The organism is Streptomyces sp. NPDC096048, assembly GCF_044763415.1.
Lineage (GTDB): Bacteria > Actinomycetota > Actinomycetes > Streptomycetales > Streptomycetaceae > Streptomyces.
In genome coordinates this window covers 171,704-194,945 of sequence record NZ_JBIWGG010000005.1, presented here as the reverse complement: position 1 = coordinate 194,945, position 23,242 = coordinate 171,704, and the positions used below count along the sequence as shown (strand labels likewise).

Sequence of the window (23,242 nt, the reverse complement as noted above, 5' to 3'; positions counted from 1 at the left end):
GCGCGGCGGACCACCCGGCAGACCCGTGTACTGCTGCGGGCCGCGAAGCGGTGGGTGCGGAATCCCGGACTCCGTGGAGCGTGGGTGTCAGTGGTCTCGACCAGTGCGCTGACCGGGCGTGGAGCGAGATCAGGTCAACCGTGATGTTGCTCGCGCCGTCGGCGGCCGGTTCGTCGCGGGCCGGCCGCCGACGGCGCTCAGTGTGCGCGGGAACGTGCGGTCACGCGCACAGGACGCGGGTCTCCGGCGTGTAGACCGGGCCGCCGTTGACGCTCGCGCTGTCGCTGAACTCCGCGTAGTAGTACGAGTAGAAACCGATGTTGCCGTTGCAGCCGGAGTCGGCGGCGACCTGCAGGGTCAGGGTGACGGTGCGGCTCTGGCCGGGCGGGATGGTGGCGCCGTAGTTGGTGCCCAGGTTGGCCGGTCCGGTCCCGGTGCACGGGACGGCGCCGGCCTCCGAGGCCAGACTGCATCCGGTGAAGCTGTACTTGAGGTCGGGCCGCTGGGTGGTCAGCCAGGTGGGGTCGATCGTCTGGTAGACGAACCAGATGTCGTACGTCTTGTTGTTCTTGATCGTCATCGACAGGTTCACCGTGCCGCCCGGCTGAGTGGTCGCCGCGTCGGTGGTGAACGTCAGCTCGGCCGGGGCGGGGTCGGCGGCGCTCGCGGAGGGCGCCAGGCCGAAGAGGGCCAGGGCGAGGGCGATGATCGTGGCGAGACCGAAGCGTCTCGTTCGTGTGGATCGCATGGCCCGGGAGATTAGGCACGGCCCCGGCGCACCGTCTGCACCGCCAGGAGCACGGGGAACGGGACTCGGCCGGAAGTGTGCGTTCGGTGAAGGGTTCGTGAGGGTGCCGTCACACCCCGTGGTGGCCGGTGTTCGTGCACGACAGCGTGAGGGCGCGCCTCGGATGCGCCGGCGCCGGATCGCCGGTCGTGGGTCACGGTGGCAATGGCGGATTCCGGGTGCCCGTCGAGCGCGGCCCGCGCGTCCGTGACGGCGGCCTCGCCCGGGGTGTCGCGGGCCGATCGCTACGGGGTGAAGACTCCCGCGCGCGCGGCCGCGGCCGCGGCTTCCGCGGCACGGTCCGCCGCCGCCTCGTCCAGCGGCTCGTCGGTGGTCAGCAGGCGGTAGTAGAGGGGGGCGGAGACGGCGCGGATCACCTCGCGCGTGTCGGTGCCCTCGGGCAACTCCCCGCGTTCGACGGCCTGGCGTGCGCAGGGCTCCCACTCCGTGACGCGGACGTCGTAGAACCGGTGGAGGGCGGCGGCCGTCTGCTCGTCGCAGGTCGCGGCGGCGATCATCGCCCTGAAGAGCGCGCCTTGGCGCGGGTCCGCCAGTGTGCGCCGCACGAGCCGGGCGTTCGCGCGCAGGTCGCCGAGGAGCGTGCCGGTCTCGGTGCGGGGGAGCGACTGCTCGGCCATGTCCGTGAGCAGGTCGGCGACCAGGTTGGCCGGGGTTCCCCAGCGCCGGTAGACCGTGGTCTTCCCGACCTCGGCCCGGCGGGCCACGTCCGCGAGGTCGAGGCCGGCCAGACCGTGCTCGGCAAGGGCGTCGCCGGCGGCCCGGAGGACGGCGGACCGTACGCGGGCGGTGCGTCCGCCCGGGCGGACGGTGCCGGGTCCCACGCCTTCGGAAGTCATAACGGTACTCCGGTTCCATTAGTGACTGGATTCCTGTTAACCTGCGGACATCTTAACGGAACAGGAGTCCCGTTAATGGGTGGCTGTGCCTGCGCGTCGTACACCACGACGACGCGACGGACGGCCGGACGAAGGGATGCGGTTGTGGAGTACAGGAGACTGGGCGCGTCCGGGCTCATGGTCCCGGCACTGAGCTTCGGCGCGGGCACCTTCGGCGGGCGGGGGGAACTCTTCGGTGCCTGGGGCAGCACGGACGAGGCGGAGGCGCGCCGACTGGTGGACATCTGCCTGGAGGCGGGGGTGACCATGTTCGACACCGCCGACGTCTACTCCGGCGGCGCGTCGGAAGAGGTGCTCGGCGCCGCCGTGAAGGGGCGGCGCGACCAGGTGATCCTCTCCACCAAGGCCGGGCTGCCGATGGGCGACGGGCCGGCGGACGCGGGCACCTCGCGGGCACGTCTGATCACGGCGGTCGACCAGGCCCTGCGCCGGCTGGGCACGGACTACATCGACCTCTTCCAACTGCACGCCTTCGACGCCGGAACCCCCGTGCGGGAGGTGCTCTCCACGCTCGACGACCTCGTACGAGCCGGAAAGCTCCGCTACACCGGGGTCTCCAACTTCAGCGGATGGCAGCTGATGAAGTCGCTGGCCGACGCGGACGCCCACGGGCACCAGCGCTACGCGGCGCACCAGGTCTACTACTCCCTCGTCGGCCGGGACTACGAGTGGGAACTCATGCCGCTGGCCCTCGACCAGGGTGTCGGAGCCATCGTGTGGAGCCCACTGGGGTGGGGTCGCCTCACCGGCCGGATCCGCCGGGGCCGGCCGCTCCCGGCCGACAGCCGACTGCACGCCACGGCCGACTACGGGCCGCCCGTGGCGGACGAGCTGCTGTTCCGGGTGGTCGACGCGCTGGAGGCCGTCGCGGAGGAGACCGGCCGGACCGTGCCCCAGATCGCGATCAACTGGCTGCTGCGGCGCCCGACCGTCTCCTCGGTCATCATCGGCGCCCGCAACGAGGAGCAGCTGCGGCAGAACCTCGGCGCCGTCGGGTGGTCGCTGAGCGAGGACCAGGTGGCCAGGCTCGACGCCGCGAGCGCCACGACGGCTCCCTACCCCTATTTCCCCTACGAACGTCAGGAGGGCTTCGCCCGTCTCAACCCCCACCCCTTGCGGCGCGCGGGCCTGCCCCAGGGCTGACCTGCCGTGTCCCGGCGGCATGGGAACGGCATTGTCAGTGCCGTGCACAAGAATGCGGGCAAGCGAGATCAACACCGGCCGGAGCGGGTACGCGGTCTCGAGTCCCCTGTCCCGGAAAGGCCACAGCCGATGCCGCTTACCGTCGTCCACGCGCAGCCCGCCGAATCCCGCGCGACCGGTAGCCGCGGGTCCCGCCCGTGCGCACCGCTCAGCCATGCCGGGGCCGACATCCTGCGGATAGTCGCCGATGCGCGTACCCCCGTGTTCGTCACCGTGCGCGAGGGCGGGCGACGCAGATACAGCTACTGGCGGCCGCTGGACTCGGCCACGGGCAGGGGCGGCTGCTACGCGGCACTGCCCACCGCCGAGTGTGACCGGCTGCACGCCGCCGGCCGCATCACACTGGGCGAGCCGCTGGCCGACCCGGCCAGGACCACCTACCGGGTCACGGCCGCCCGCACCTCGGCCGGGTCCGTTCGCGCCGTGCGGGGCCGGGCGTACGCGGCGTGAGCACACAGACGGGAGAGGCCCTGTGAAGCCGGAGAGCGAGGAGGCGGGGATGGCGAAGGCACACGACGCCGGTGCGGACGCATCCGAGGAGGATCTCCTCGACGGTCTGCGGATCGACGAGCGCAGGCCGGAGAAGCCGATCCTGCTCAACGCGGAGGGGAGCCCCATCGACACCTGGCGGGAGAACCATCCGTACGACCGCAAGGTGCGCAGGTCCGACTACGAACGGCAGAAGCGGGTCCTGCAGATCGAGCTGCTCAAGATGCAGCGCTGGGCCAAGGAGACCGGTCAGCGCATCGTCGTCCTCTGCGAGGGCCGCGACGCGGCGGGCAAGGGCGGCACCATCCAGCGCTTCACCGAGCGCCTGAACCCTCGCGGCGCCCGTGTGGTGGCCCTGGACAAGCCGACCGAGAGGGAGGCGGGACAGTGGTACTTCCAGCGCTACGTGGCCCACCTGCCCGCCCGCGGCGAGATCGTCTTCTTCGACCGGTCCTGGTACAACCGGGCGGGCGTCGAGCGCGTGATGGGCTTCTGCACGGAGCCCGAGTACCGACAGTTCCTCCAGCAGGCGCCGTTGTTCGAACGGCTGCTCACCGACGACGGCATCACGCTGGTGAAGTTCTGGTTCTCCGTCTCCCGGGCCGAGCAGCGGACCCGTTTCGCGATCCGCCAGGTCGACCCGGTCCGCCGCTGGAAGCTCTCGCCGACGGACCTCTCCTCACTGGACCGCTGGGACGACTACACCGCGGCCAAGGTCGACATGTTCCGGGCCACCGACACGGCTCACGCACCGTGGACGGTGGTCAAGAACAACGACAAGCGCCGGGGCCGCCTGGAGGCCATGCGCAGCCTGCTGGACCGCTGCGACTATCCGTCGAAGGACGACAAGGCCGTGGGCAGCCCCGACCCGCTGATCGTGGGCGCCGCCGACACCCTGCTCGAAGCCGGGGAGGAATCCGCCGACCTCTCGCCGACACCGCTGGCCGGACACGGCGACGGGCCGGGGACCCACCCGGGCCGGGGGGACTGACCCCCGGCCGTCCGCCTCGGAGACCTGGAAGACCGGGGACACCCGGATGGCGCGCGTCCACGCGGGCCGCGGCGCGGCTCAGTGGTTCAGGGCCGCCCGGAGCGCGGGGTCCGACGCCTCCCGCCACACCGACGGGAGTTCCTCCTGCCGTGCGCGGGCTCCCGCCCGTTCCTGACCGTGGAGCAAGCCCCACGTGAACGCCGTCTCGCCCGCGCCGTGGGCCGCCACCGCCAGTTCCCGCAGCGTGTCCTGGGCGACGACGGCGTCCTGGTGCTCGCCGAGCAGCTTCTGCACCGCCTTGGCACGCTTGCCGAGCCGGGCGACGGGCTTGCCGAGCGCCGGACGCGCCACCTCGGCCGCGTAGCGGACCTTCTTGGCCGCCTTGCGCGCCTGGTGCAGCGCCGCGTCCCGGGCCTGCCCGGGCGGCTGCTCCAGCGCGTGGTCCATGCGTCCGGCGAGGCGGTCGTACTCCTTGAGGACCGCCTTGGCCATGACCGGAGCCGGTTTGCGGGCCGCCCTGGCGCGCAGCGGCGGCCGCCGGACCAGCCCGTCCAACGCGTCCAGCAGCCGCAGATAGCGGGCCGAGGCCAGGGCCTCCCGCGTGCGCGTCCGGCTCTCGTCGCCGCGCGACACGTCCCACACCCGCAGCCGTGCGGCGACCGGGCCGAGCACCAGGTCGTCGGGCAGCCCGGCGACCGCACCGCTGAGCCGTTCGCGCAGCACCTCCTGGTCCCGCTCGACCCCCAGCTCACCCGCCAGCCACTTGAGCTCGGCGCGAAGGGGATCGGTGACCCGCCGGTCGAGAACCGACCGGTACGAGCGCAGGCAGCCGCGCAGCCGCCGGCAGGTGACACGCATCTTGTGCACGCCGTCGGGCAGGTCCCGGCGGACCGCCGGATCCAGCGCCACCAGGATGCCGACCTGTTCGCGCACGTACGCCTGCACGTACGCGCCCGGAGACCCGGGCACCACCTCGTCCGAGGCCCGCCGCGACGGCCCCACGTCCGCCGCGGCGCCGGTCTCCCGCAACGCCCGGGCGAGCTTGGAAGGACTGTCCGACCGCGCGATCCCCTTCTTGCGCAGCTTGCGCTCCACGGTGTCCAGCAGCCCGGCCGGGGCGCCTTCGGCGAGCTCGACCTCCAGCTCGCTCCACTCGGCACGGCCACCGCCGCCCGACAGCGAGTCGGCACGGACCTCGTCGAGGCTGAGCTCGGCGAGCACCGTGCCCTCGGCGTCGCGGAGGTGCCGCACCGAGCGGGTGGACCTGACGCGTACGACGGGACGCAGCTCCGCGCCCCGCGTGCGGGACAGGACGAGCTCGCGCAGCGCCTCCGGTACGTCGTCCGACAACGCGGCCCGCACCTCCTCCCGGCTGTCCCCGGCGAGCGGGAGCTTCAGATGCCATCCGGCGTCCGAGCCGCCCGTCCGGCGGCGCAAGGTGGCCGACGTGCCGGCCAGCCGCAGATCCACGGTGTCGTGGTACACCGCGTCCAGCTCCTCGGCCGCCGCCTCGGTGACCGAGGCGACGGGACCGACGCCGGTGAGATCCGGCAGCCCATCGGCACCCGGGGAGGACGGCTCGTACTTACGCTCTGTCTCGCGCTTCGACTGGGTCATATTGTGTCCTTCGACGCGATACGGCGGATCAAACGCGAGGTGCGGGCTCTTGTTCACGGCAGGCCGCGGGAGCCGGCTCAGGTCTCACGCCGCGCCGGGTACCCCGCGGTCGAGCGGAAACGTGCCCGGTAGGCCGTGGGCGTGACGCCCAGAGCGCTCTGGAAGACACGGCGCATCGTCTCCGAGGAACCGAAGCCCGACCGGCCCGCCACCGCCTCGATGTGGTCGTTGCCCCCTTCGAGGAGGGCCTGCGCGCTCTCCAGCCGCACGGATTCCAGGTACTGGCCGGTCGTCATCCCCGTCTCGGCGCGGAAGAGCCGCCGCAGGTGCCGGGCGCTGACCCCCGCGGCACGGGCCAGGGACTCCAGGCCGTGCGGAGCGGACGGATCGGCGGTCACGGCGTCCATCACGGCGCGCACCACCGGGTGCCGTGCCTCGCGCGGGGTCAGGCGCGCGCTGAACTGCGACTGACCGCCCGGCCGGGCCATGAAGACGACGAGTTCGCGGGCCACCTCTCGGGCCAGGTCCCCGCCGTGGTCGTCCTCGACCAGGGACAGGGCCAGGTCGATGCCCGCGGTGACGCCCGCGGACGTCGTGACCGGGCCGTCCCGGACGAACACCGGGTCCGGTTCGACCGTCACCCGCGGGTAGGCGGCGGCCAGCTGCCCGGCGAGCCGCCAGTGCGTCGCGGCCCGCCGGCCGTCGAGCAGTCCGGCCCGCGCCAGCAGGAACGCTCCGGAGCACACGGAGGTGACGCGGCGCGAGCGGCCGGCCAGTCCGGTCACGAGCGCCATCACACCCGGCTCGGCGACGGCCTGCCGCCACTCGCGCCTCCCGGTCACCACCAGGGTGTCCAGCCGGCCGGGCAGCCCGGCCGGCCCGCTCTCCACGCCCACCCTGACCCCGGAGGACGTCCGTACGTCCGTGCCGGACGGGGAGACGACCCGTACGTCGTAGCGGGCGCCGAAGAGGTTGGCCGTGGTGAAGACCTCGGCGGGACCGGTGACGTCGAGCAGTTGCACCCCGTCGAAGGCCGTCACCGCCACCACACGCCGCGCGGACGCGGCCGGGCCTACTCCGCCCACGGGGAGTCGAGGACGGTGCGCACGAAGTCCCCGCGCTCGAAGCCCGGCACGTGGTGCGCGAGCACGTCCGCCTTGACGTTGCCGAACGTGGTGTCCGGCTTGGTCCGCACTCCGTCGGTGAACGCCCCCAGGATGCGGCGCTTGAAGTCGGGACGCGGATGCAGGGCGACGACCGCGGCCCGGTCGGCCTCGGGGAGGTCGTGGTAGCCGATGCCGAGGACGTCGTACTCCACGCCCGCGGTCACCAGCGCCACCTCCGGTTCCATGAACTCCGGGATGCCGGGGGTGGTGTGCAGGGCGATCGCGGTCCACACCCGCCGGATGCCGTCCTCGGGCACGTCGTGCGCGCGCAGGAAGCGGCGCCCCTGGAGGGCGCCGAAGAAGTACACCCGGCGCGAGTGGTGGTAGATCAGCTCGCTCGTGCTGTCCCGCACCAGCTCGGTCGCCTCCCGGGCCGGCTTCGTGTCCGGGACGCGCACCCCGGCCGCGGAGAAGTCACCGGTCGTGTGAGGGGCACCGGTCCTGGAAGGGTCGTTCGTCATCGCCAACCGCCTGCTCATCGGTCCGCCGGCGTCTCCGGCAGCCGTGTCCAGTCTGGGCGGCGCGGGAGGGCGACGCCATGGCCGTCCGGCCGTATGACCCACGGATCCGGACATGCGGCGGGTCGATACACCTGTCCGCCGGAGACCTATCCGCCAGTGACGAGCCAGGGGCGCGGGTCCGTGTAGTACCCGTCCAGTACGACTTCGAAGTGCAGGTGGGGGCCGGTGGACAGGCCGGTGGAGCCGACCCGGCCGATCGGGGTGCCGGCCTCCACGGTCTGTCCCACGGCGGCCTCCAGGGCCGACAGGTGACTGTAGGTGGTCTCCAGGCGTTTGCCCTCGATGGTCCCGTGGTCGATCACGATGCGGTTGCCGTACGCGCTGGTCGGCGCGGCGAACACGACACGGCCCTGCCGGGCGGCGACGACCCGCGCTCCCTGGGGCGCGGCGAAGTCCACGCCGGTGTGCAACTTGGTCACCCCGGTCAGCGGGTGCTCCCGCGACCCGTAGGGCGAGGTGATGGTCAGCGGGCTCACCGGAGCGGTCAGGAGAGCGCCGGCCGCCCCACCCGCGCCGCCGCCGGACTCGGCCCGGTCGAGCGCCTCGTACCGCGGGAGCAGGGCCTCGACCTCGGCGAGGTAGGTCCTGGCCGTCGGCGGCACGCGCCCCGCCTCGGTCACGGCGTCCGTTCCCGACGAGTACGCGGCGAGGGTCAGGTCCACGAGGTCCCCGTTGACCCGGCCCTCGGTGCGCAGTTCGGTCACCTTCCCGGCGAGCGAGCAGTCCTGCCGGCCGAGGGCCATGATGGCGTCCGCCGGATCGCGGGGCGAGGAGTGCCCGTTGCCGTCGTCGTCCCTGCCCCAGGTCCGCCACTCGGTGTCGGTGAAGGCGGCGATGCCCTTCTGGCCGGAGAGCGCGTCCGTGTCGTCGCTCCAGCCGGAGAGCTGGTCGATCTGGGCGGCGAGCAGGGACGGTTCGAGGATCGTGCAGGCCGAGGCCGCCTTGCGCAGCCACGGGACGTAGGAGGGGTCGATGTCGGCCGTCGCGGCCCGGTTCGTGTCGGAGTCCTCGGGCCACGGCGACGGCAGACCGCCCGTCAGCGCGAGGAACGCGGCCACGCCGGTGACGGTCACCAGACCCGGTAACAGCAGCAGCGTGAAGAGTCCCGGACCGCGGCGCTTCCGCTTCCCGGCCTGTTCCGGTCGACCCGGCTGCTCGGGTCGTGCTGGTTGTTCCGGCTGTCGCGGGTCCGTGTCCACGGCCGCCTCCGACACGGTCAGCCGTTCGTCGTTCACCTGGGCGCTCGCCGGGACCTGATGCTCACGAGGCCGAAGGTAACGCCCCGTTCCGCAAGCGTCAGGAGACCCTGAGGCAGAGGGAGATGTCCGCATGGGCAGGGCGGTGGTGGTTCGACGGGCAGATCGGCCGCGGCCCCGCCCGGACCACGGCCCACCGGCTTGGCACAGGCTCCCCGGCATGGGCGTCTGCTGAACCGGTCGCACGGTCCACAGTCATCCGCCGCAGGGCATGGTGCGCCGGCCCCGCCCCGAGGCCGCCGTCCTGCTGGGCCGCACCGGCCGCCTCACCCGGGCCGCCCGGCGCCTGGCCGAGTTCCGCCCGCCCGAGCCCGCCGCCACCGCGCGGCAGCACCGCACACTGGCTGACCCCCGGCCGGACACTGGAGCAGGACTTGCCCGCCGCCGCCCGTGCCGTCCCGGTGCGGCCGGGTCTGGCAGGCGGGGGATTACTCCGATAGCTTGCTCGTGCGGCCCCGCGTTCTCCCCCGTACGCGGGGCCGCACCAGTCCGCGATGCCCCGGCCCGCCGGCCACCGACGCCGCTCGTCACGTGTGTCCGCCGGCACCCCAGCCGCCCGGCAGGAGCCCTGATCACCGAGGTGCCGCAGAGCTGGTAGCGTCGCGTGGTCGCGGCGGGCGGCGCGAGAGAGGTGTCGGTGCGTGGGTGAGCGGCAGGACCGTGAGTGGGTGGCGATGACGCCGGGCGACTTCGACCTGGACGCCCCATTGGTCCTCAACGTGGGCACCGGGCCCTCCACCGTCCCGGCCGAGCCGGACGAGTACGGCACGGCACCCCTGTTCGGGGACACGGCGCCCGCACCGAGCGCCCCGCGCCGCAACCGGCGGGGACGGCCCTCACCCGCCCAGGAGCGGCTGTTCTGACCGTCCCCGCCCAGGGATCAGGTCAGGACGCGGGCACCTCGTCCACGAAGTCCGTACCGGCGGTGCGGAATCCGGCGACCTTCGCGGCGACCTGTGCCGGGGTGAGCACCTGGTCCTTGACGTGCAGGACGTAGTCGACCTGCTGGTCGTAGGCGCGCGGGGTCGTCGACGTCTGCCCGTTCAGGTCGATCAGCCACTGGTTGAAGTTGATCGACATCGGCCGTTCGGGCAGGTACCGCGCGTCATGCGTGCCGAAGTGCTGCCCGTCCACGTAGTACGTGATGGCGCTGTCGTCGATGGTGACGACGAGGTCGTGCCAGCCCGCGTAGCTCACGCGCTGCTCCGAGTGCTGGTTGACGGCCTGCCAGGGATCGGGGTTGTAGGTTTCCCAGGAGGTCGTGTAGAGGATGTTCGACGGCTCGCCCCACCCTCCGTTCGGCAGGTACTCGAAGTCGTACTCGGCGTAGTCGTCGGCCATGGGGGCCTTGAGGTCGTTGATGGTGAAGAACGTCTGCACCAGGTGGTCCCCGTCCGGCCCCGACCTGGGCGCGTCGGAGAACTTCACCCGGGCCGCGTACGTGCCGTTCTTGAACTTCATGTCCTTGGTGAGGACCTCCGTGTGCGTGGTGGACGCGCCGGTGCCCGCGGTGGAGGTCTCCAGGTTCATCACGGAGTTGCCGCCGGCGGAGACGAAGGTGACCTTGGACGGGTCCCAGGTGGCGCCGGGGACACCGGGACCGCCGGAGTTGGCGCGCACGCTCCAGCCGTGCGCGGAGATGTCCGGGTCGGTGTGCGAGCTGTAGTCGAAGTCGTCGAACAGGGTCTGTCCGCCGCCGGGCGGGTCCGTCGGGTCGGGCGGATCGGTCGGGTCCGTGTCGTTGCCCTCGGGAGCCGTGCCCCACACGGTGGCGCCGGCGAGCTGGGCGGTGACCTTGTCCCAGTCGGCGTACGAGGTCTGGGCGCCGTTGAACGAGTAGTCGTCGCTCTGCCGGACCGTCTGCCAACTGCTCTGGTGGAAGCGCAGCTGCATGTCACCGGTGTCCGCGCCGGGTGCCAGGCTGCCGGCCGCCGGGGTGAAGCCGATCTCCAGGTAGCGGTCGGCCGTCGCGGTGGGGTTGGCCAGCGTGCCGAACGTGCCGGTGACGGCGGAACAACCCCGCACCGCCCAGGAGCAGGCGAAGCGGTAGGAGGCGTTCGGCGAGTCGGCCTTGAAGTAGTAGCGGACCTTCACCTGGCTGAGCTGCACGGGGGAGGTGCCGGTGTTGCGCACCTTGAGCCAGGGTTCCGTCTGGTCGGCGGTGGCTCCGCCCGCGCTGGTGCGGTACTGGACGGTGAGGCCGGCTGCCTCGGGCGCTGCCTGTGCGGGGAGGGCGGTCAGGGCGCCGCCGCCCAGGAGAGCCGCCAGGGCGAGCGCCAGGCGGGCGCGGCTGACGGGGGGTCGGGTTCTCATCCGGGATCCTTTCGGCATGGCTCCCGCCTGCGCGGAAACCTCGGTGGGTGGTGCGTGGCGAGGGGGGGATACGACGGTGCACCGGCCGGCACCGGCGCTCAGCGGACGCCGCCCACCCGCGGCGGCACCGGTGCGGTGGCCGGCGGGTCGGCGTGCGGGACGTTCAGCGCGTCCAGTCGGGCCCGGTGCCCGGCCAGCCGGGCGGTGAAGTCCCGCCAGCCCGACGTGCCGTCCCAGACCCGTTCGGCGAGGGCGCACAGCCGGGGATAGGTGAGGTACTCGATGTGCTCGGGCGTCGGGACGAACTCGGTCCACAACTGCCCCTGGGCGCCCAGCACGCGGGAGGCGACCCGCGGGTCCGGCGTCGGCGGCGCGAGATCCACGTCGTACACCGCGCGCAGGTCGACGACGGTGCCGGGCTGGCCGGGGGGTTCCTCGGTGCCGTGACCGCGCGCGTAGTCGAAGTAGGTGGCGCGGTGGTCGGTGCGCACGACCTGGTGCCCGCGCTCGGCCGCCGCGTGGCCGTGCCCGGGTTCGCGCCAGCTCATCACCGTGCACTCCAGGGGGAGGGTGACGCCGTTCTCGGCCCAGACGACCGGATGACGGCCTGCCCGCACGAGGTGCCCGGCCATGCGGGCGATGAACCAGGGGTGCAGCGCGCGGGGACCCGGCAGCCCTTCTCGGGCGGCGCGGGCCCGCGCCGCCGGACTCCGCTCCCACTCGGTGGTGGGGCACTCGTCGCCGCCGATGTGGACGTACGGCGAGGGGAAGACGTCCATCACCTCGTCCAGCACGGTGCGGAAGAAGTCCAGGACGTGGTCGTCGGTGCCGAGGACGTTCTCGCACACGCCCCAGTGCGTCCACACGTCCAGGCGGCGCGCGGGGTCGGTGCCCAGCTCGGGGTGGGCGGCCAGGGCGGCGCGGACATGTCCCGGTACGCCGGTCTCCGGGAGCACGGTCACCCCGCGCTCGGCCGCGTACGCGACCAGCTGCCGAAGTTCGGCGCGGGTGTACGAGCCGCCGTGCGGTACGCCGTCGAAGCGGTCGCTGCCGGCGGGGCCGGCCATCGACTCCGACCGCCGGCCACCCACCTCGGTGAGCCTCGGATAGGCGGCCACCGGCATCCGCCAGCCCTGGTCGTCGGTGAGATGGAGGTGGAAGACGTTGAGCTTGTGCAGCGCCAACAGGTCGACGTAGCGCCGCAGGTAGGACACCGGCTGGAAGTGCCGGGCCACGTCGAGCATGGAGCCGCGCCAGGGATGGCGCGGTACGTCGGTGATCTCCACGGCGGGCAGCTCCCACGGGACGCCGCGCACCGGCCGTTCGGACAGGGCGTCGTAGGGCAGGAGTTGCCGTACCGTCTGCACTCCGCGCAGGAGTCCGGCCGGGCGGGCGGCGCGCAGCAGGGCGCCCTTGGGGCTCACGGTCAGGCCGTAGCCCTCGTCGCCGAGGCCGGTGAGGGCGGGGTCGAGCGCGAGGACGAAGGCGCCGTCGGCGGCTGCCTCCAGTCGCAGTCCGGTGGCCGGGGCGAGGAGGGTGCGGAGCAGCTCCGCGGCCGCTTCGGCTCCCGGCGTGACCCGCAGCCGGGTCGTGCCGTCGAGCCGGAAACGGCCGGAGCGGGTGGAGATGCGGCGGGGGCGGGGCACGAGGGCCAGTTCGGGGCGTGGCAGTTCCACGGGACGGCTCCGGTGGTCGGCGGTGCACGACGGGCGGGGAGGAGGGCGGGAGCGGCGTACGCGGTCAGCCCTTGACGCCTCCCGAGGCCAGCCCGGCCGTCACATGGCGCTGCAGGGCGAGGAAGATGACGAGCGCGGGCAGGGCGAAGAGGGTGGAGGCCGCCATCGTGGCCCCCCAGTCGGTGCCGAAGGTCGACTGGAACGAGGAGAGCCACACCGGCAGCGTGCGGCTGTCCTGCTGCTTGATGATGAGGAAGTTGGCGTAGGTGAACTCGTTCCACGCGGTGATGAAGCCGAACAGGGAGGTGGCCATGAGACCGGGTGCCAGCAGCGGGAAGGCGACCTTGCGGAAGGCACCGGCCCGGGTGCAGCCGTCGACCTGCGCGGCCTCCTCCAGTTCGGGCGGGATGCCGGCGATGAAGCCGCGCAGCACGACCACCGTGAACGGCAGCGTGATCATGAAGTAGATCAGCGTCAGTGTCGGGAGCCGGTCGAGCATGCCGGTGTCGCGGGAGATGATGTAGATCGGGATGATCAGCGACTCCCAGGGCGCCATCTGGGCGATGAACACCGCGAGCACGAACTGCCGCCGCCCGCGCCAGCGCAGCCGCGCCACGGCGTACGCGGCACCGAGCGCCACGACCAGGGCCAGCAGTACGGCGCTGAGGGTGACCAGGATGCTGTTGCGCCAGAACAGGGCGAAGCCGTCGGCGCCGACCGCCCGTTGGAAGTGGTCGAAGGTCCAGGCGCGGGGGACCAGCCGGGGATCGTAGGACTGGATGTCCGTGGACGGTTTGAACGCGGTCGTGACCATCCAGTACACGGGGAACAGGCAGACGACCACGGTGAGCGCTGCGGCGGCGTTGAGCGGGAGGCGGCGCAGCGCGCGTCGGGCCGAGGGGTGCGAGGTGCTCACAGCCGCTCACCCTCCTGACGGAACAGTTGACGGAAGTAGAGGATGAGGACGCCGCTCATCAGCAGGACCGTGAGCATCGAGGCGGCGGAGCCCAGGTCGTAGCGCTGGCCGGCGAGCGCGGTCTGCACGGCGTACACCGGCAGGATCGTGGTGGCCTCGCCCGGCCCGCCGCGGGTCATGACCCAGATCTGCACGAACGCCTTGAACGTCCAGATCACTTCGAGGGACAGGACCAGCATGAAGATCGGCCGGATCAGCGGGAACGTCACGGAGCGGAAGACGCGCGCGCCGCCCGCGCCGTCCATCCGCGCCGACTCGTACAGTTCGGCCGGCACCGTGACCAGGGCCGAGTAGAGCGTGATCGCGGCGAACGGCACCGACTGCCAGACGATCAGGACCACGACGATGGCGAACGCGGTGCCGCCGTGCGCGAACCAGGTGTAACCCTCGTACGAGGAGAGGCCGAGACCGGTGAGGGTCTCGTTGACGATGCCGAACTCGGAGTGGAAGAGCCACTGGAAGACCGTGGTGGCCGCCACCACGGGCACGGCCCACACCAGCACCAGGGAACTGAGGACCACGGTCCTGGCCGCCCTGCCGAGCCGCTCGGCCATCAGCGCGACCAGCGTGGACAGCACCATGATCGCGACCACGTTGACGGCCATGAACACGAAGGTCCGGCGCACCACCTCCCAGAACTGCGGATCGCTCAGCAGCGTCCGGTAGTTGCGCAGCCCGACGAAGTCGGCGTCGCCGAGGATCAGCTGACGCAGCCGGAAGTCCTGGAAGGAGATGAGGACGGCGCGGGCCAGCGGATAGATCAGCAGGTAGAGCATGCCCAGCACGGCGGGCGCGATCAGCAGGTACGGCCATAGGGATCCCGGACGGGCCGCGCCACGCCTGCCCGGGCGTCCGGGGGCGGCACGCGGCGGGCGGCTGACCCGGTGCGGCCCACTCCGCTCACGGACGGTCGACACGGCGCCTCCTGGTCCTCGGGGTGTCGGAGTCGGCTGCTGTCAGGAGCCGCTGTTGAGCGTGTCGGTGATCGTCCGGGACGCCTCGGCGGCCTCGGACTCGGCGTCACGGCCGGTGAGTACGGCCGTCATGTACTCCTTGATCGGGTTCTTCGCCTCGACCGCCGCCCACTGCGGGGTGTTGGGGGTGGCGTGCCCGTTCACGGCGCCGGCCGTCATGGCGGCGGTGCCGGGGTCGGCGGAGACGGCGCCCGCGAGCGTGGTCTTGTTCGGTACGTAGCTCATGGCGACCGCGAGCTTCTTCTGCCAGGCGTCTCCGGTCAGTTCCCGGATGAAGGTGAACGCCTCCTCCTGGTGTGCGGCGACGGCCGGGACAATCAGGTCGGAACCGCCGGTGAAGACGGCGCCCGGACGGTCGGCGGTCTTGCCCGGGATCGGGAAGAAGCCCAGCTTGCCCTTGAGTTCGGGGTTCTTCTCCTCGATGACCTTGGCGCCGCCGGGGACGGCGATGATCTGGGCCACCTGCCCCTTCGCCATCACCTCCGCCTGCGGCGGCTGGGCCTCGTCCGAGTCCTTGGGGCCCTTCCCGAGGGCCTGGAGGCGCTGGTAGAAGTCCATGGCCCGCAGCGCCTCGGGACTGTCGAGGCCGCCCTTCCACTCGCCGCCGGACTCCACGGCGAGGTCGCCGCCCTCGTCCCAGACGAAGCCGGACAGGACGTACCAGTTCTGGCCGGGCAGGTAGATGCCCTGCGTGCCGCCCTTGTCGAGCTTGCCGGTGGCGGCGATCCACTGGTCCCGGGTCTTGATCCCGGCGGCGTCCACACCGGCCTTCTCGAACAGGTCGGTGCGGTGGATCACGACCCGGTTGGCGGCGTAGTACGGGATGCCGTACTGCTTGCCGTCGTACGAACCGGGCTCGGCGAGACCCTTGAGCCAGTCGCTCCCGCCGAGCTCGTCCACCCGGTCCGAGAGGTCGGTCAGGCCGCCGCTCTGGGCGTACTGGGCGACCTGGGTGTTGCCCACTTCGATGACATCGGGCGCGTCGTTGCTGGCCAGCGCCGCGGTGACCTTCTCGCCGATGCCCTCCCACTCCTGGATCTGGATCTTCAGGTCGATGTCGGGATGGGACTTCTCGAAGCCCGTCTCGAACTGCTTCTGGAAGTCGGCCGAGACGCTGTCGCGCATGAGCCACACGTCGAGGGCGGTCCTGCCGCCGCCGGCGCCGTCCGACGCGTCGCCGGACGAGGAGCAGGCGGCGAGCCCGGCGCTGAGCACCAGCGTGGAGAACAGGGCGAGCGGGCGGTACCTCACGGTTCACCTCTGGGAGAGCTGGAAGGGACGAAGCACCCACACTTGACCAGTAAGGGGTGCGCGGCTTACCAGTCGGCGTTGGTCGAAGGTGGCATGGACCAATGAGGGCGTCAACCCCTCGCGTATGAAGGGTGTTTCGGCCGAGCGGCGCGATGTGTGGCTGGTTCACGACCGATGTGGACAGGTAAACTCGGCTGACCAGCAGACCAGTTACGGGAGTACTGCATGGAGATCGACGCCTCCGCCTCCGGTGCGGTGCTCAAGCGCGAGCGTGTCCGGGACGCGATCCTGGAACTCATCGAGGAACGGTGCCCGGGTGACGCGATCCCCTCCGAGCGCACCCTGTGTGCCGAACTGGGCGTGTCCCGGCCGACCTTGCGCGCCGCGGTCGACGAACTGGTGGTCGCCGGTCTGCTGGTGCGCGAGCACGGCCGGGGCATGTTCGTCGCCGCCGAGAAGATCACCCAGGAACTGGTCTCCGACCGGCGGGCCTTCAGTCTGCCGCAGGCGGCGGGCGCCTGGACCAGCAGGCTGCTGGAGGTCCGCACCCTGCCCGCGGGTGCCCGGGTGGGCCGCAAGCTGCGCATGTCGCCGGCCGCGCGGATCCACTACGTGGCCCGGCTGCGGCTGGTCGACGGCTCGCCCATGGCCATCGAGTACCTGCACGTCCCGGCCGACCTCGTCTCGGACCTGACCAGTGAGGAACTGGAGCAGGGCGACCTGTACGAGCACCTGAACGAGCGGCACGCCGTCCGGGTCGACGAGGCCGTGCAGTCGATCGAACCCACCGTGGTGACCCGCGCGGAGGCGGACCTGCTCGACGTGCCGGAACTGTCCCCGGCGCTGCTCTTCGAGCGCCTGACCACCGACACCCGCGGCCGTCCGGTCGAGTACGTGCACTCCCTCTACCGCGGCGACCGCTACCGCATCGTCTCCCGGCTCACCCTGGGCCCGCGCGACCAGGCCCCACCCTCGCGCGAGGGGCACCACCCGGGCATCCCGCCAGGTGACTTCACGAACGGAGACCCGGTCACGCTCTCGACGCGCGGAGTCGTGCAGGACGGAATGTAGCGCCCCTTCGGTGCGCGGAGATGCTCGGAACGGCTATGTATCGAGCACGTATTGACATGCAACGGCTGAGCCCGCAGAGTCTTGCCCCGAAAGCGCTCTGCAGCCGGACCGGGCCCGACCGGGCCCGACCGGGCCCGACCGGGCCCGACCGGGCCCGACCGAGCTTCGTCGCGCTCCGCCGCGCTTCACCGTGCTCGACAACGCCCGACCGTGCCCCGCCCGTGATGCCGACCGCCCACGAGGAGTGTTGCCGTCATGTCCGAAACGCCCGCTGTCTCACGCCGACTGCTTCTGGGCTCGGCCGTCGCCACCGGTGCGGTCGCGGCCGGGATGACCGGGGCGGCCCCGTCCGCGTCGGCGGCGGCCGCACCGGCGCCCCGTCGCAGGCCCGGCCAGAAGTCGATGATCGGGGTGCCCTTCGACGCCCGCAGAACCGTCCGTGTCGGTGTCATCGGCCTCGGCAACCGGGGCGGCGGCATGATCACCGGCTGGGCGGCCGTCCCCGGTTGCACCGTGACCGCCGTCTGCGACATCCGCGCCGACCGTGCGAAACGCGCCGCGGACCGCCTGGAGAGCAAGGGCAACCCCCGCCCCGCCGAGTACGGCGGCTCCGCCGACTCCTACGCCCGGATGCTCCGGCGGGACGACATCGACCTGGTGTACATCGCCACACCGTGGGAGTTCCACTACGAACACGGCAGGGCGGCGCTGCTCAGCGGCAAGCACGCCCTGGTGGAGCTGCCCATCGCGACGGAACTGCGTCAGCTGTGGGACCTCGTCGACACCTCCGAGCGCACCCGCAGGCACCTGCTCCTGTCCGAGAACTGCAGCTACGGCCGCAACGAACTGGCCATGCTCAGGGGAGCGCACGACGGCCTGTTCGGGGACATCACCAACGGCCACGGCGGCTACCTGCACGACCTGCGCGAACTCCTCTTCTCCGACACCTACTACACCGACTCCTGGCGGCGGCTCTGGCACACCCGCAGCACCGCCTCCTTCTACCCCATGCACGGACTGGCCCCGATCGCGGCGGCCATGGACATCAACCGCGGCGACCGCATGACCACGCTGCGCGCGACCGCGACCGCCCCGAAGGGACTGGCCGACTACCGCGCGCGCTTCGTGCCGAGGGACCACCCCTCCTGGAAAGAGACCTACATCAACGGTGACCTGGTCACCTGCATGATCGAAACGGAGAAGGGCCGGACGATCCGGGCGGAGCACGACGTGAGTTCACCCCGGCCGTACAGCCGGATCAACACCCTCGCCGGCAGCCGCGGAATCGTCGAGGACTACGCTGGGCCCTCCCCGACCGGTGCCCGGATCTACGTCGAACCCGACCACAGCGGCCACTCCTGGCGCGACTTCGAGGGCTATCGCAAGGAGTACGACCACTGGCTGTGGCAGAAGGTCGGCGACGACGCCGCCAACAACGGCGGCCACGGCGGCATGGACTACGTCCTGCAGTGGCGCACCGTCCAGCTGATGCGGGCGGGTCTCGTGCCGGACATCGACGTCTACGATTCCGCCGCCTGGTGCGCGCCCGTCCCGCTGAGCGTCACCTCGCTGGCCAGGGACGGCCGCCCCGTCGAGATCCCCGACTTCACCCGTGGCGCCTGGCGTGAGCGCAGACCCGGACTCGACTCGACGCCCACCGACATGCCGCCCGTCGGCTGACCACGAGAGGGACGGTACCCGCCACGGCACGGCGAGCAGCCGTGGCGGGACGTCCGGAGGGCGCGCGCCGGCCGTACGCGGAGTCAACGCTCCCGCAGCCGCCCCAGCTCCTCCAGCGTCCGGGACGCGGTGCGGGCCAGCCCCGGCCGGTTGTGCACGAACCGACGGGCGGCCCGCACCGGCTCCCGGCCCAGCCGGTAGGGGGCACCGCCCGGTCCCGGGCGCACCACGGCGCCGGCGTGCACCCTCAGGTCACGCGTCTTGAACGACTCCTTGTAACGCGCCGGCCCGCTGCCCAGGTCGACCAGCTCGATCCCGTCGGCGGCGGCCGCCTCCAGCATCCGGGACAGCAGCAGGAGCCCGGGGGAGTACTTGCCGTAGGCGCGGTCGTACGCCGGGAACCACCAGGACAGGACCGTTCGCGAGCGCAGCCCGAAGTGGGCGGCCACGGGCCGGCCGGCGGCGTAGAGCACCGACAGCACCCCTCGGCACTCGGGGTCCTCGCTCCGGGCGAGCAGCTCCACCAGCCGGGTGATCCACGCCTGCGCGAACCGGTCCCGTCGGCCCGTCCGCCGGTACTGGGCGGACTTCCACCGCATGAGTGCCCGCAGCGCCCCGGGATCCGGCTCGTCGTACACGAAGCGCACCTCGCCGACCTGACGGGCGAGTCTCCGCTCCTTGGCCAGGGTCTGCTTGAGGAAACCCGGCGAGTTCCGGCGCAGGCTCGCCGTGTACCGCTCGAATCCGTCACCGAGGTCGACGACGGGGGAAGCCAGTTCCTCGGTCGCGTGGGGCAGGAACAGGTCCTGCCCGGCCTCCAGATTGTCGAACTCCCAGGACGACAGGGCACAGGCCCGCAGCAGCGCGCGGGCGTCGAGACGGATGCCGTGGCGCAGGACCGCCCCCTGGCTGTCCGACACCCCGAGCCCGATGGCCCGCCCGCGCCCGGCGAAGCCCCGCTCGTGCGGAAAGAACCCGACCGGGAACCCGCCCTCCCGCAGCACCGCGACCCCGGCCCGCGGCCTGACCAGCCCGACCGCCGCGGTGAACGCCGGGTCCAGGAACGGATTCGCCGGGGCCCCGGAGGCGGCCCTGATCTCCCGCCAGATCTTCCGGTCGTCCGCGCCGAGCTCTGCCGGCCCGACCACGTCTATGCGCTTATCGGACATTCGCCTGCCTCCTGCGTCATCGGAACTCCGGACACACGAAGGCCTGCTGGACACCGCGTCCCGGCCGGCAGTACTCAGGCCGCGCGGCGCAGGCCTTGTCGGTACTGCCGTCGCTCAGCAGCGAAACGTCTGCATCTCGGGTGCGCCCCGGGCGCCCCCGCCCGCTTCCGGCCCGCCCGCTCCTGGCCGGCCCGCCGGTCCCGTCGGGCGAGGGCCCGTGCCGCCCTGCCACGCGGCGCGGGCCGGAGCCGGGGCGCGGGCGGCGGCGCCGTCGTCGGCCCCGACCGCGTTCGCCGTCCTCGGCGAGCGGACGGCGACAGGGCGGAGCACCGGATCCCCTTCGCGCGGGCCCGGCTCCCCGGCCTCTTCGACCGTCACCATCGTGGTCGCCGTCACCTCTGCCGACATCCCCGCGGCGCCCCGGCCCGGACCCGGTTCCGCCGGCCCCGGCGGCCGAGCGGCTACGAGGTACAGCAGCGCCCATGCCAGCAGAACTGCCGCCGCTGCCCGTCGACGCCGCACTGTCGCACTCCTGACCTGCGTCCCGGCCGGGGGGCTGACATACGGGCGGACACTGGGCCAGTCCCCCGAATTCGCCCAGTCGTGCCTCCAGTAGGCCGAGCGCGGCCCGCCCCGTCAAGGCCGCGTGACACGAACCGGTACGCCTGGCCGGGCCCCGGGGACGCTGTGCTCCGTTGCCGCTTCGCACCGGGCGTCTACGGCGGTTGGACGCCCGCCGGGCTCGCGCTACCGCGTCAGGACCGGCTCCGGGCCCATGACGACGACCGGCTCCTTGTCCGGGTCCAGGGCGTTGAGCAACGCGCGCATGTGCTCCTCGCTCAGGGACACGCAGGCGTTGGTCGGCCCGTCGTGGTCCACGTGGATCCAGACGCCGCCGCCCTTGTCCTCACCCAGTGGGCGGGTCTTGTCCAGCGGGGTGGTGCCGGGCACCCGGTTGTAGTCGATGGCGATCACGTAGTCGAAGGAACCCTCCAGCGGCTCGCCGAGATGCCCGGTGCCCGACACGGCGAACTCGGGGTCCTGGTCGTAGGGGAGCAGGGTCCCCGGGTCGGGCAGCCGGCCCCCGGCGTCGCTGAGCCGGAAGACGCCGATGGGCGTGTGCAGGTCGCCCGCCTCGTGGTCGTCGGTCCAGCCGCGCAGACCGTTGTGGGCGGGCCAGGGACCGGCCACGGCGCGCCAGCCCTGTGCGGGGTACTGCTCGTAGAGCACCGCCTGCGCCTCGTACGAACTCTCCGTGGCGCCCGTGACCACCAGGGCCTGCCGGGAGGCGTCGGGGACCCGGGCCCGCGTCGTCGGTCCGAGCCCGGGAAGAGGGCGGGGGAAGGAGCGCGGGGGAGCGGGCTGCGGGGACGCCGGCTGGGACGCGGATCTGCCGGGCGTCCGCGCGTCCCGGGGGGAGGCGCCCGACTGCTGCTCGGCACAGCCGGTCACCAGCACGCCGGTGCACATGACAGCGCCGATCACCAGGGCCAGCGCTTTCCTGACGGTCATATCGATCTCCGACTCCGTGTGTGGACTACTCATTGCTAGACCACTTACGGAACCCGGTGGCACGGCCGCCTCGCCGTCTCCCCCGTTTGGCGCAGGGAAGCGAGGACGCGGCCGCCCCCGCGGATCACTGCGCGGCGGCCGCCCCGACATCCTTTCCTCGGCCTTCGGCCGCAGCGGGGGGCCTCCCGCGCCATCTGCGGCTGATGACCGGGATGTGACGTCGTTCCGGCACGCCGTCGCCGGCCCCGTTTCGCAACATCGTTGCCGCTCACACCCCTTACTCACTGGTGGGGCTCGGACATGCCGTGTAGCGTCTGTAGCAGATGTCGTGGTTCGCCCAGACCGCCCGCGCCGGAGTGCGGGCGGTTTGCTGTGCAATGCCGGAGGACCAGGACGACCACCTCCGGGTTCGCACGGTGCGGATCCGATATCGGCTGAAAGGCAAAGGCATGGCCAGCGGAACCGTCAAGTGGTTCAACTCTGAAAAGGGCTTCGGCTTCATCGCGCAGGACGGCGGCGGTCCCGACGTCTTCGCGCACTACTCCAACATCAACGCCCAGGGCTACCGCGAGCTGCAGGAAGGCCAGGCCGTCACCTTCGACATCACCCAGGGCCAGAAGGGCCCGCAGGCGGAGAACATCACCCCCGCCTGACCCGGGAGAGCGCCGAACACGACACGGTGCCCGGGAACCGGTCGGTTCCCGGGCACCGTGTCCGTGTCTGTCACGACGCCCCCACGCGCCGCGGCCTTCAGTGAAGGTGACGCAGGAAGTCGAGCAGCGCGGCCGTCAGTTCGGAGGGCGCGTCCTCCTGGACGAGATGGCCCGCGTGGGCGATCGGCTCCCATCGGGCGCCCGGGACGGCGGCGGCGAGTTCGCGTCCCTTCGCCACGGGGATCCACGCGTCGTCCTCGCCCCAGCAGATCAGCGTCGGGACCTCGATCCCGGAGTAACGGTCCTGGATCTCGTCGGTGTAGCGCTGGTCGGCCTGGGCGATCTGCCGGTAGAAGGCCGGCTGCCCCGAAGCGCCGAGCCAGGGCTCGACGAGCCGGTCCAGCACCGTGGGATGCAGCCCCGGGCCGCCGGTGGAGGCGACGTACTCACGGACGAGAGCCCGATGGAGCGCCGGCGGCAGCTCCTCGAAGACCTCCGCGTGGTCGCGGACCAGCCGGAAGAACGGCGACCCCCAGGGCGCCAGCGCGACCGGATCGACCAGGGCGAGGGCCCGGTAGCCGACGCCGTGCAGCAGGTGGGCCCGCAAGGCGACGGCGCCGCCGAAGTCGTGGGCGACCACGAGAGGATCCTCGAGGCCCCAGTGGCCCAGCAGCTCGGTGAAGACCCGGCCCTGGGCGGCCAGGGACACGTCCTGGCCCGCGGACTTCTCGGACATCCCGTAACCGGGCATGTCCCAGACGAACACCTGATGATCACGTGCCAGCGAACGGGCCACCGCACGCCAGACGTAGGAGGAGAACGGCGTGCCGTGCAGCAGGACCAGCGGTGGCCGGTCCGCTCCGCCCAGCCGGTTCCAGCGGACGGTCCCGGAACCGCTGGGGAACGTCTCGGGCAACGGCCATTCGGCCATGGGTGCCGCTCCTCTCGGTAGCGTCGGTCGAGCGCCGGTGCGCGGCGGCGCACCGGCCCGGTCCTTTCAGGGGCGCCCGCGCACGGGTG

The 23,242-nt window shown here is 72.3% G+C and carries 21 protein-coding genes; 7 read left to right on the top strand and 14 right to left on the bottom strand.

The window, feature by feature from the left end:
• Window positions 1–220: 220 nt before the first annotated feature.
• Window positions 221–748 carry a hypothetical protein gene (locus tag ACIQ6R_RS15035; protein ID WP_404178765.1) on the bottom strand — a complete coding sequence of 176 codons (528 nt, stop codon included), beginning with the start codon at window positions 746–748 and terminating at the stop codon, window positions 221–223.
• Between the two features lie 284 nt (window positions 749–1,032).
• A complete protein-coding gene (locus ACIQ6R_RS15030; RefSeq protein ID WP_404178768.1) occupies window positions 1,033–1,644 on the bottom strand; it encodes a TetR/AcrR family transcriptional regulator in 612 nt (203 codons plus the stop codon).
• Between the two features lie 144 nt (window positions 1,645–1,788).
• Between ACIQ6R_RS15030 and ACIQ6R_RS15025 the strand changes: the two genes are divergently transcribed.
• The 3 genes from ACIQ6R_RS15025 (at window position 1,789) to ppk2 (ending at window position 4,387) form a co-directional block, all read left to right on the top strand.
• Window positions 1,789–2,847, top strand: coding sequence for an aldo/keto reductase (locus ACIQ6R_RS15025; RefSeq protein WP_404221541.1), 1,059 nt, complete (start codon window positions 1,789–1,791; stop codon window positions 2,845–2,847).
• Between the two features lie 261 nt (window positions 2,848–3,108).
• Complete coding sequence (locus tag ACIQ6R_RS15020) at window positions 3,109–3,357, top strand: hypothetical protein (RefSeq protein ID WP_404178774.1); 249 nt, start codon at window positions 3,109–3,111, stop codon at window positions 3,355–3,357.
• A 49-nt stretch (window positions 3,358–3,406) separates the two neighbouring features.
• On the top strand, window positions 3,407–4,387 hold the full coding sequence (gene ppk2 / locus ACIQ6R_RS15015) for a polyphosphate kinase 2 (RefSeq protein ID WP_404221539.1): 981 nt from the start codon (window positions 3,407–3,409) through the stop codon (window positions 4,385–4,387).
• A gap of 78 nt (window positions 4,388–4,465) precedes the next feature.
• On the opposite strand, the gene ACIQ6R_RS15010 is transcribed toward ppk2, so the two are convergent.
• The 4 genes from ACIQ6R_RS15010 to ACIQ6R_RS14995 all read right to left on the bottom strand — a co-directional run bounded on the left by ACIQ6R_RS15010 (window position 4,466) and on the right by ACIQ6R_RS14995 (window position 8,926).
• On the bottom strand, window positions 4,466–6,004 hold the full coding sequence (locus tag ACIQ6R_RS15010; RefSeq protein WP_404178780.1) for a CHAD domain-containing protein: 1,539 nt from the start codon (window positions 6,002–6,004) through the stop codon (window positions 4,466–4,468).
• A gap of 77 nt (window positions 6,005–6,081) precedes the next feature.
• Complete coding sequence (locus ACIQ6R_RS15005; protein WP_404221537.1) at window positions 6,082–7,044, bottom strand: GlxA family transcriptional regulator; 963 nt, start codon at window positions 7,042–7,044, stop codon at window positions 6,082–6,084.
• Window positions 7,045–7,076: 32 nt separating this feature from the next.
• Complete coding sequence (locus ACIQ6R_RS15000; protein ID WP_404221535.1) at window positions 7,077–7,631, bottom strand: diguanylate cyclase; 555 nt, start codon at window positions 7,629–7,631, stop codon at window positions 7,077–7,079.
• Between the two features lie 146 nt (window positions 7,632–7,777).
• Complete coding sequence (locus tag ACIQ6R_RS14995; protein WP_404221533.1) at window positions 7,778–8,926, bottom strand: peptidoglycan DD-metalloendopeptidase family protein; 1,149 nt, start codon at window positions 8,924–8,926, stop codon at window positions 7,778–7,780.
• Window positions 8,927–9,588: 662 nt separating this feature from the next.
• On the opposite strand from ACIQ6R_RS14995, the gene ACIQ6R_RS14990 reads away from it, so the two are divergent.
• The gene (locus ACIQ6R_RS14990; RefSeq protein ID WP_404178792.1) at window positions 9,589–9,810 is read left to right on the top strand and encodes a hypothetical protein; all 222 of its coding nucleotides are present in this window, start codon (window positions 9,589–9,591) and stop codon (window positions 9,808–9,810) included.
• Between the two features lie 22 nt (window positions 9,811–9,832).
• Here the strand turns inward: ACIQ6R_RS14990 and ACIQ6R_RS14985 are convergent, their stop codons facing one another.
• From ACIQ6R_RS14985 to ACIQ6R_RS14965, 5 genes are all read right to left on the bottom strand, one after another.
• On the bottom strand, window positions 9,833–11,260 hold the full coding sequence (locus tag ACIQ6R_RS14985) for a cellulose binding domain-containing protein (protein ID WP_404178794.1): 1,428 nt from the start codon (window positions 11,258–11,260) through the stop codon (window positions 9,833–9,835).
• A gap of 98 nt (window positions 11,261–11,358) precedes the next feature.
• Window positions 11,359–12,936: a beta-N-acetylhexosaminidase gene (locus ACIQ6R_RS14980; protein ID WP_404221531.1), complete on the bottom strand. Its 1,578-nt coding sequence runs from the start codon at window positions 12,934–12,936 to the stop codon at window positions 11,359–11,361.
• A gap of 64 nt (window positions 12,937–13,000) precedes the next feature.
• Window positions 13,001–13,852, bottom strand: a complete 852-nt coding sequence (locus ACIQ6R_RS14975) for a carbohydrate ABC transporter permease (protein WP_404178800.1) — start codon at window positions 13,850–13,852, stop codon at window positions 13,001–13,003.
• Window positions 13,849–14,829: a carbohydrate ABC transporter permease gene (locus ACIQ6R_RS14970; protein WP_404221529.1), complete on the bottom strand. Its 981-nt coding sequence runs from the start codon at window positions 14,827–14,829 to the stop codon at window positions 13,849–13,851. Before ACIQ6R_RS14970 ends, ACIQ6R_RS14975 begins: the two co-directional genes overlap by 4 nt.
• Before the next feature lie 39 nt (window positions 14,830–14,868).
• Entirely contained in the window at window positions 14,869–16,137 is a 1,269-nt protein-coding gene (locus ACIQ6R_RS14965) for an extracellular solute-binding protein (RefSeq protein WP_404221526.1), read from the bottom strand.
• Between the two features lie 225 nt (window positions 16,138–16,362).
• On the opposite strand from ACIQ6R_RS14965, the gene ACIQ6R_RS14960 reads away from it, so the two are divergent.
• On the top strand, window positions 16,363–17,208 hold the full coding sequence (locus ACIQ6R_RS14960; RefSeq protein ID WP_404178808.1) for a GntR family transcriptional regulator: 846 nt from the start codon (window positions 16,363–16,365) through the stop codon (window positions 17,206–17,208).
• A gap of 255 nt (window positions 17,209–17,463) precedes the next feature.
• The gene (locus tag ACIQ6R_RS14955; RefSeq protein WP_404178810.1) at window positions 17,464–18,888 is read left to right on the top strand and encodes a Gfo/Idh/MocA family protein; all 1,425 of its coding nucleotides are present in this window, start codon (window positions 17,464–17,466) and stop codon (window positions 18,886–18,888) included.
• A gap of 83 nt (window positions 18,889–18,971) precedes the next feature.
• On the opposite strand, the gene ACIQ6R_RS14950 is transcribed toward ACIQ6R_RS14955, so the two are convergent.
• Together ACIQ6R_RS14950 and ACIQ6R_RS14945 are read right to left on the bottom strand one after the other, a co-directional pair.
• Window positions 18,972–20,057: a GNAT family N-acetyltransferase gene (locus tag ACIQ6R_RS14950; RefSeq protein WP_404221524.1), complete on the bottom strand. Its 1,086-nt coding sequence runs from the start codon at window positions 20,055–20,057 to the stop codon at window positions 18,972–18,974.
• A 747-nt stretch (window positions 20,058–20,804) separates the two neighbouring features.
• On the bottom strand, window positions 20,805–21,569 hold the full coding sequence (locus ACIQ6R_RS14945) for a L,D-transpeptidase family protein (protein ID WP_404221522.1): 765 nt from the start codon (window positions 21,567–21,569) through the stop codon (window positions 20,805–20,807).
• A 449-nt stretch (window positions 21,570–22,018) separates the two neighbouring features.
• On the opposite strand from ACIQ6R_RS14945, the gene ACIQ6R_RS14940 reads away from it, so the two are divergent.
• Window positions 22,019–22,222 carry a cold-shock protein gene (locus ACIQ6R_RS14940; protein WP_003978336.1) on the top strand — a complete coding sequence of 68 codons (204 nt, stop codon included), beginning with the start codon at window positions 22,019–22,021 and terminating at the stop codon, window positions 22,220–22,222.
• 97 nt (window positions 22,223–22,319) lie between these two features.
• Here ACIQ6R_RS14940 and ACIQ6R_RS14935 read toward each other — a convergent pair whose 3' ends face one another.
• Entirely contained in the window at window positions 22,320–23,153 is an 834-nt protein-coding gene (locus ACIQ6R_RS14935; protein ID WP_404221520.1) for an alpha/beta fold hydrolase, read from the bottom strand.
• Window positions 23,154–23,242 lie beyond the last annotated feature (89 nt).

Excerpts from the sequence above, each read along its gene's own strand:
- ACIQ6R_RS14940 (WP_003978336.1), top strand. The coding sequence starts at position 22,019 with ATGGCCAGCGGAACCGTCAAGTGGTTCAACTCTGAAAAGGGCTTCGGC.
- ACIQ6R_RS15000 (WP_404221535.1), bottom strand. The coding sequence starts at position 7,631 with ATGACGAACGACCCTTCCAGGACCGGTGCCCCTCACACGACCGGTGAC.
- ACIQ6R_RS14960 (WP_404178808.1), top strand. The coding sequence starts at position 16,363 with ATGGAGATCGACGCCTCCGCCTCCGGTGCGGTGCTCAAGCGCGAGCGT.
- ACIQ6R_RS14935 (WP_404221520.1), bottom strand. The coding sequence starts at position 23,153 with ATGGCCGAATGGCCGTTGCCCGAGACGTTCCCCAGCGGTTCCGGGACC.
- ACIQ6R_RS14950 (WP_404221524.1), bottom strand. The coding sequence starts at position 20,057 with ATGTCCGATAAGCGCATAGACGTGGTCGGGCCGGCAGAGCTCGGCGCG.
- ACIQ6R_RS15030 (WP_404178768.1), bottom strand. The coding sequence starts at position 1,644 with ATGACTTCCGAAGGCGTGGGACCCGGCACCGTCCGCCCGGGCGGACGC.
- ACIQ6R_RS15035 (WP_404178765.1), bottom strand. The coding sequence starts at position 748 with ATGCGATCCACACGAACGAGACGCTTCGGTCTCGCCACGATCATCGCC.
- ACIQ6R_RS14985 (WP_404178794.1), bottom strand. The coding sequence starts at position 11,260 with ATGAGAACCCGACCCCCCGTCAGCCGCGCCCGCCTGGCGCTCGCCCTG.
- ACIQ6R_RS14955 (WP_404178810.1), top strand. The coding sequence starts at position 17,464 with ATGTCCGAAACGCCCGCTGTCTCACGCCGACTGCTTCTGGGCTCGGCC.
- ACIQ6R_RS15010 (WP_404178780.1), bottom strand. The coding sequence starts at position 6,004 with ATGACCCAGTCGAAGCGCGAGACAGAGCGTAAGTACGAGCCGTCCTCC.
- ACIQ6R_RS14945 (WP_404221522.1), bottom strand. The coding sequence starts at position 21,569 with ATGACCGTCAGGAAAGCGCTGGCCCTGGTGATCGGCGCTGTCATGTGC.
- ppk2 (WP_404221539.1), top strand. The coding sequence starts at position 3,407 with ATGGCGAAGGCACACGACGCCGGTGCGGACGCATCCGAGGAGGATCTC.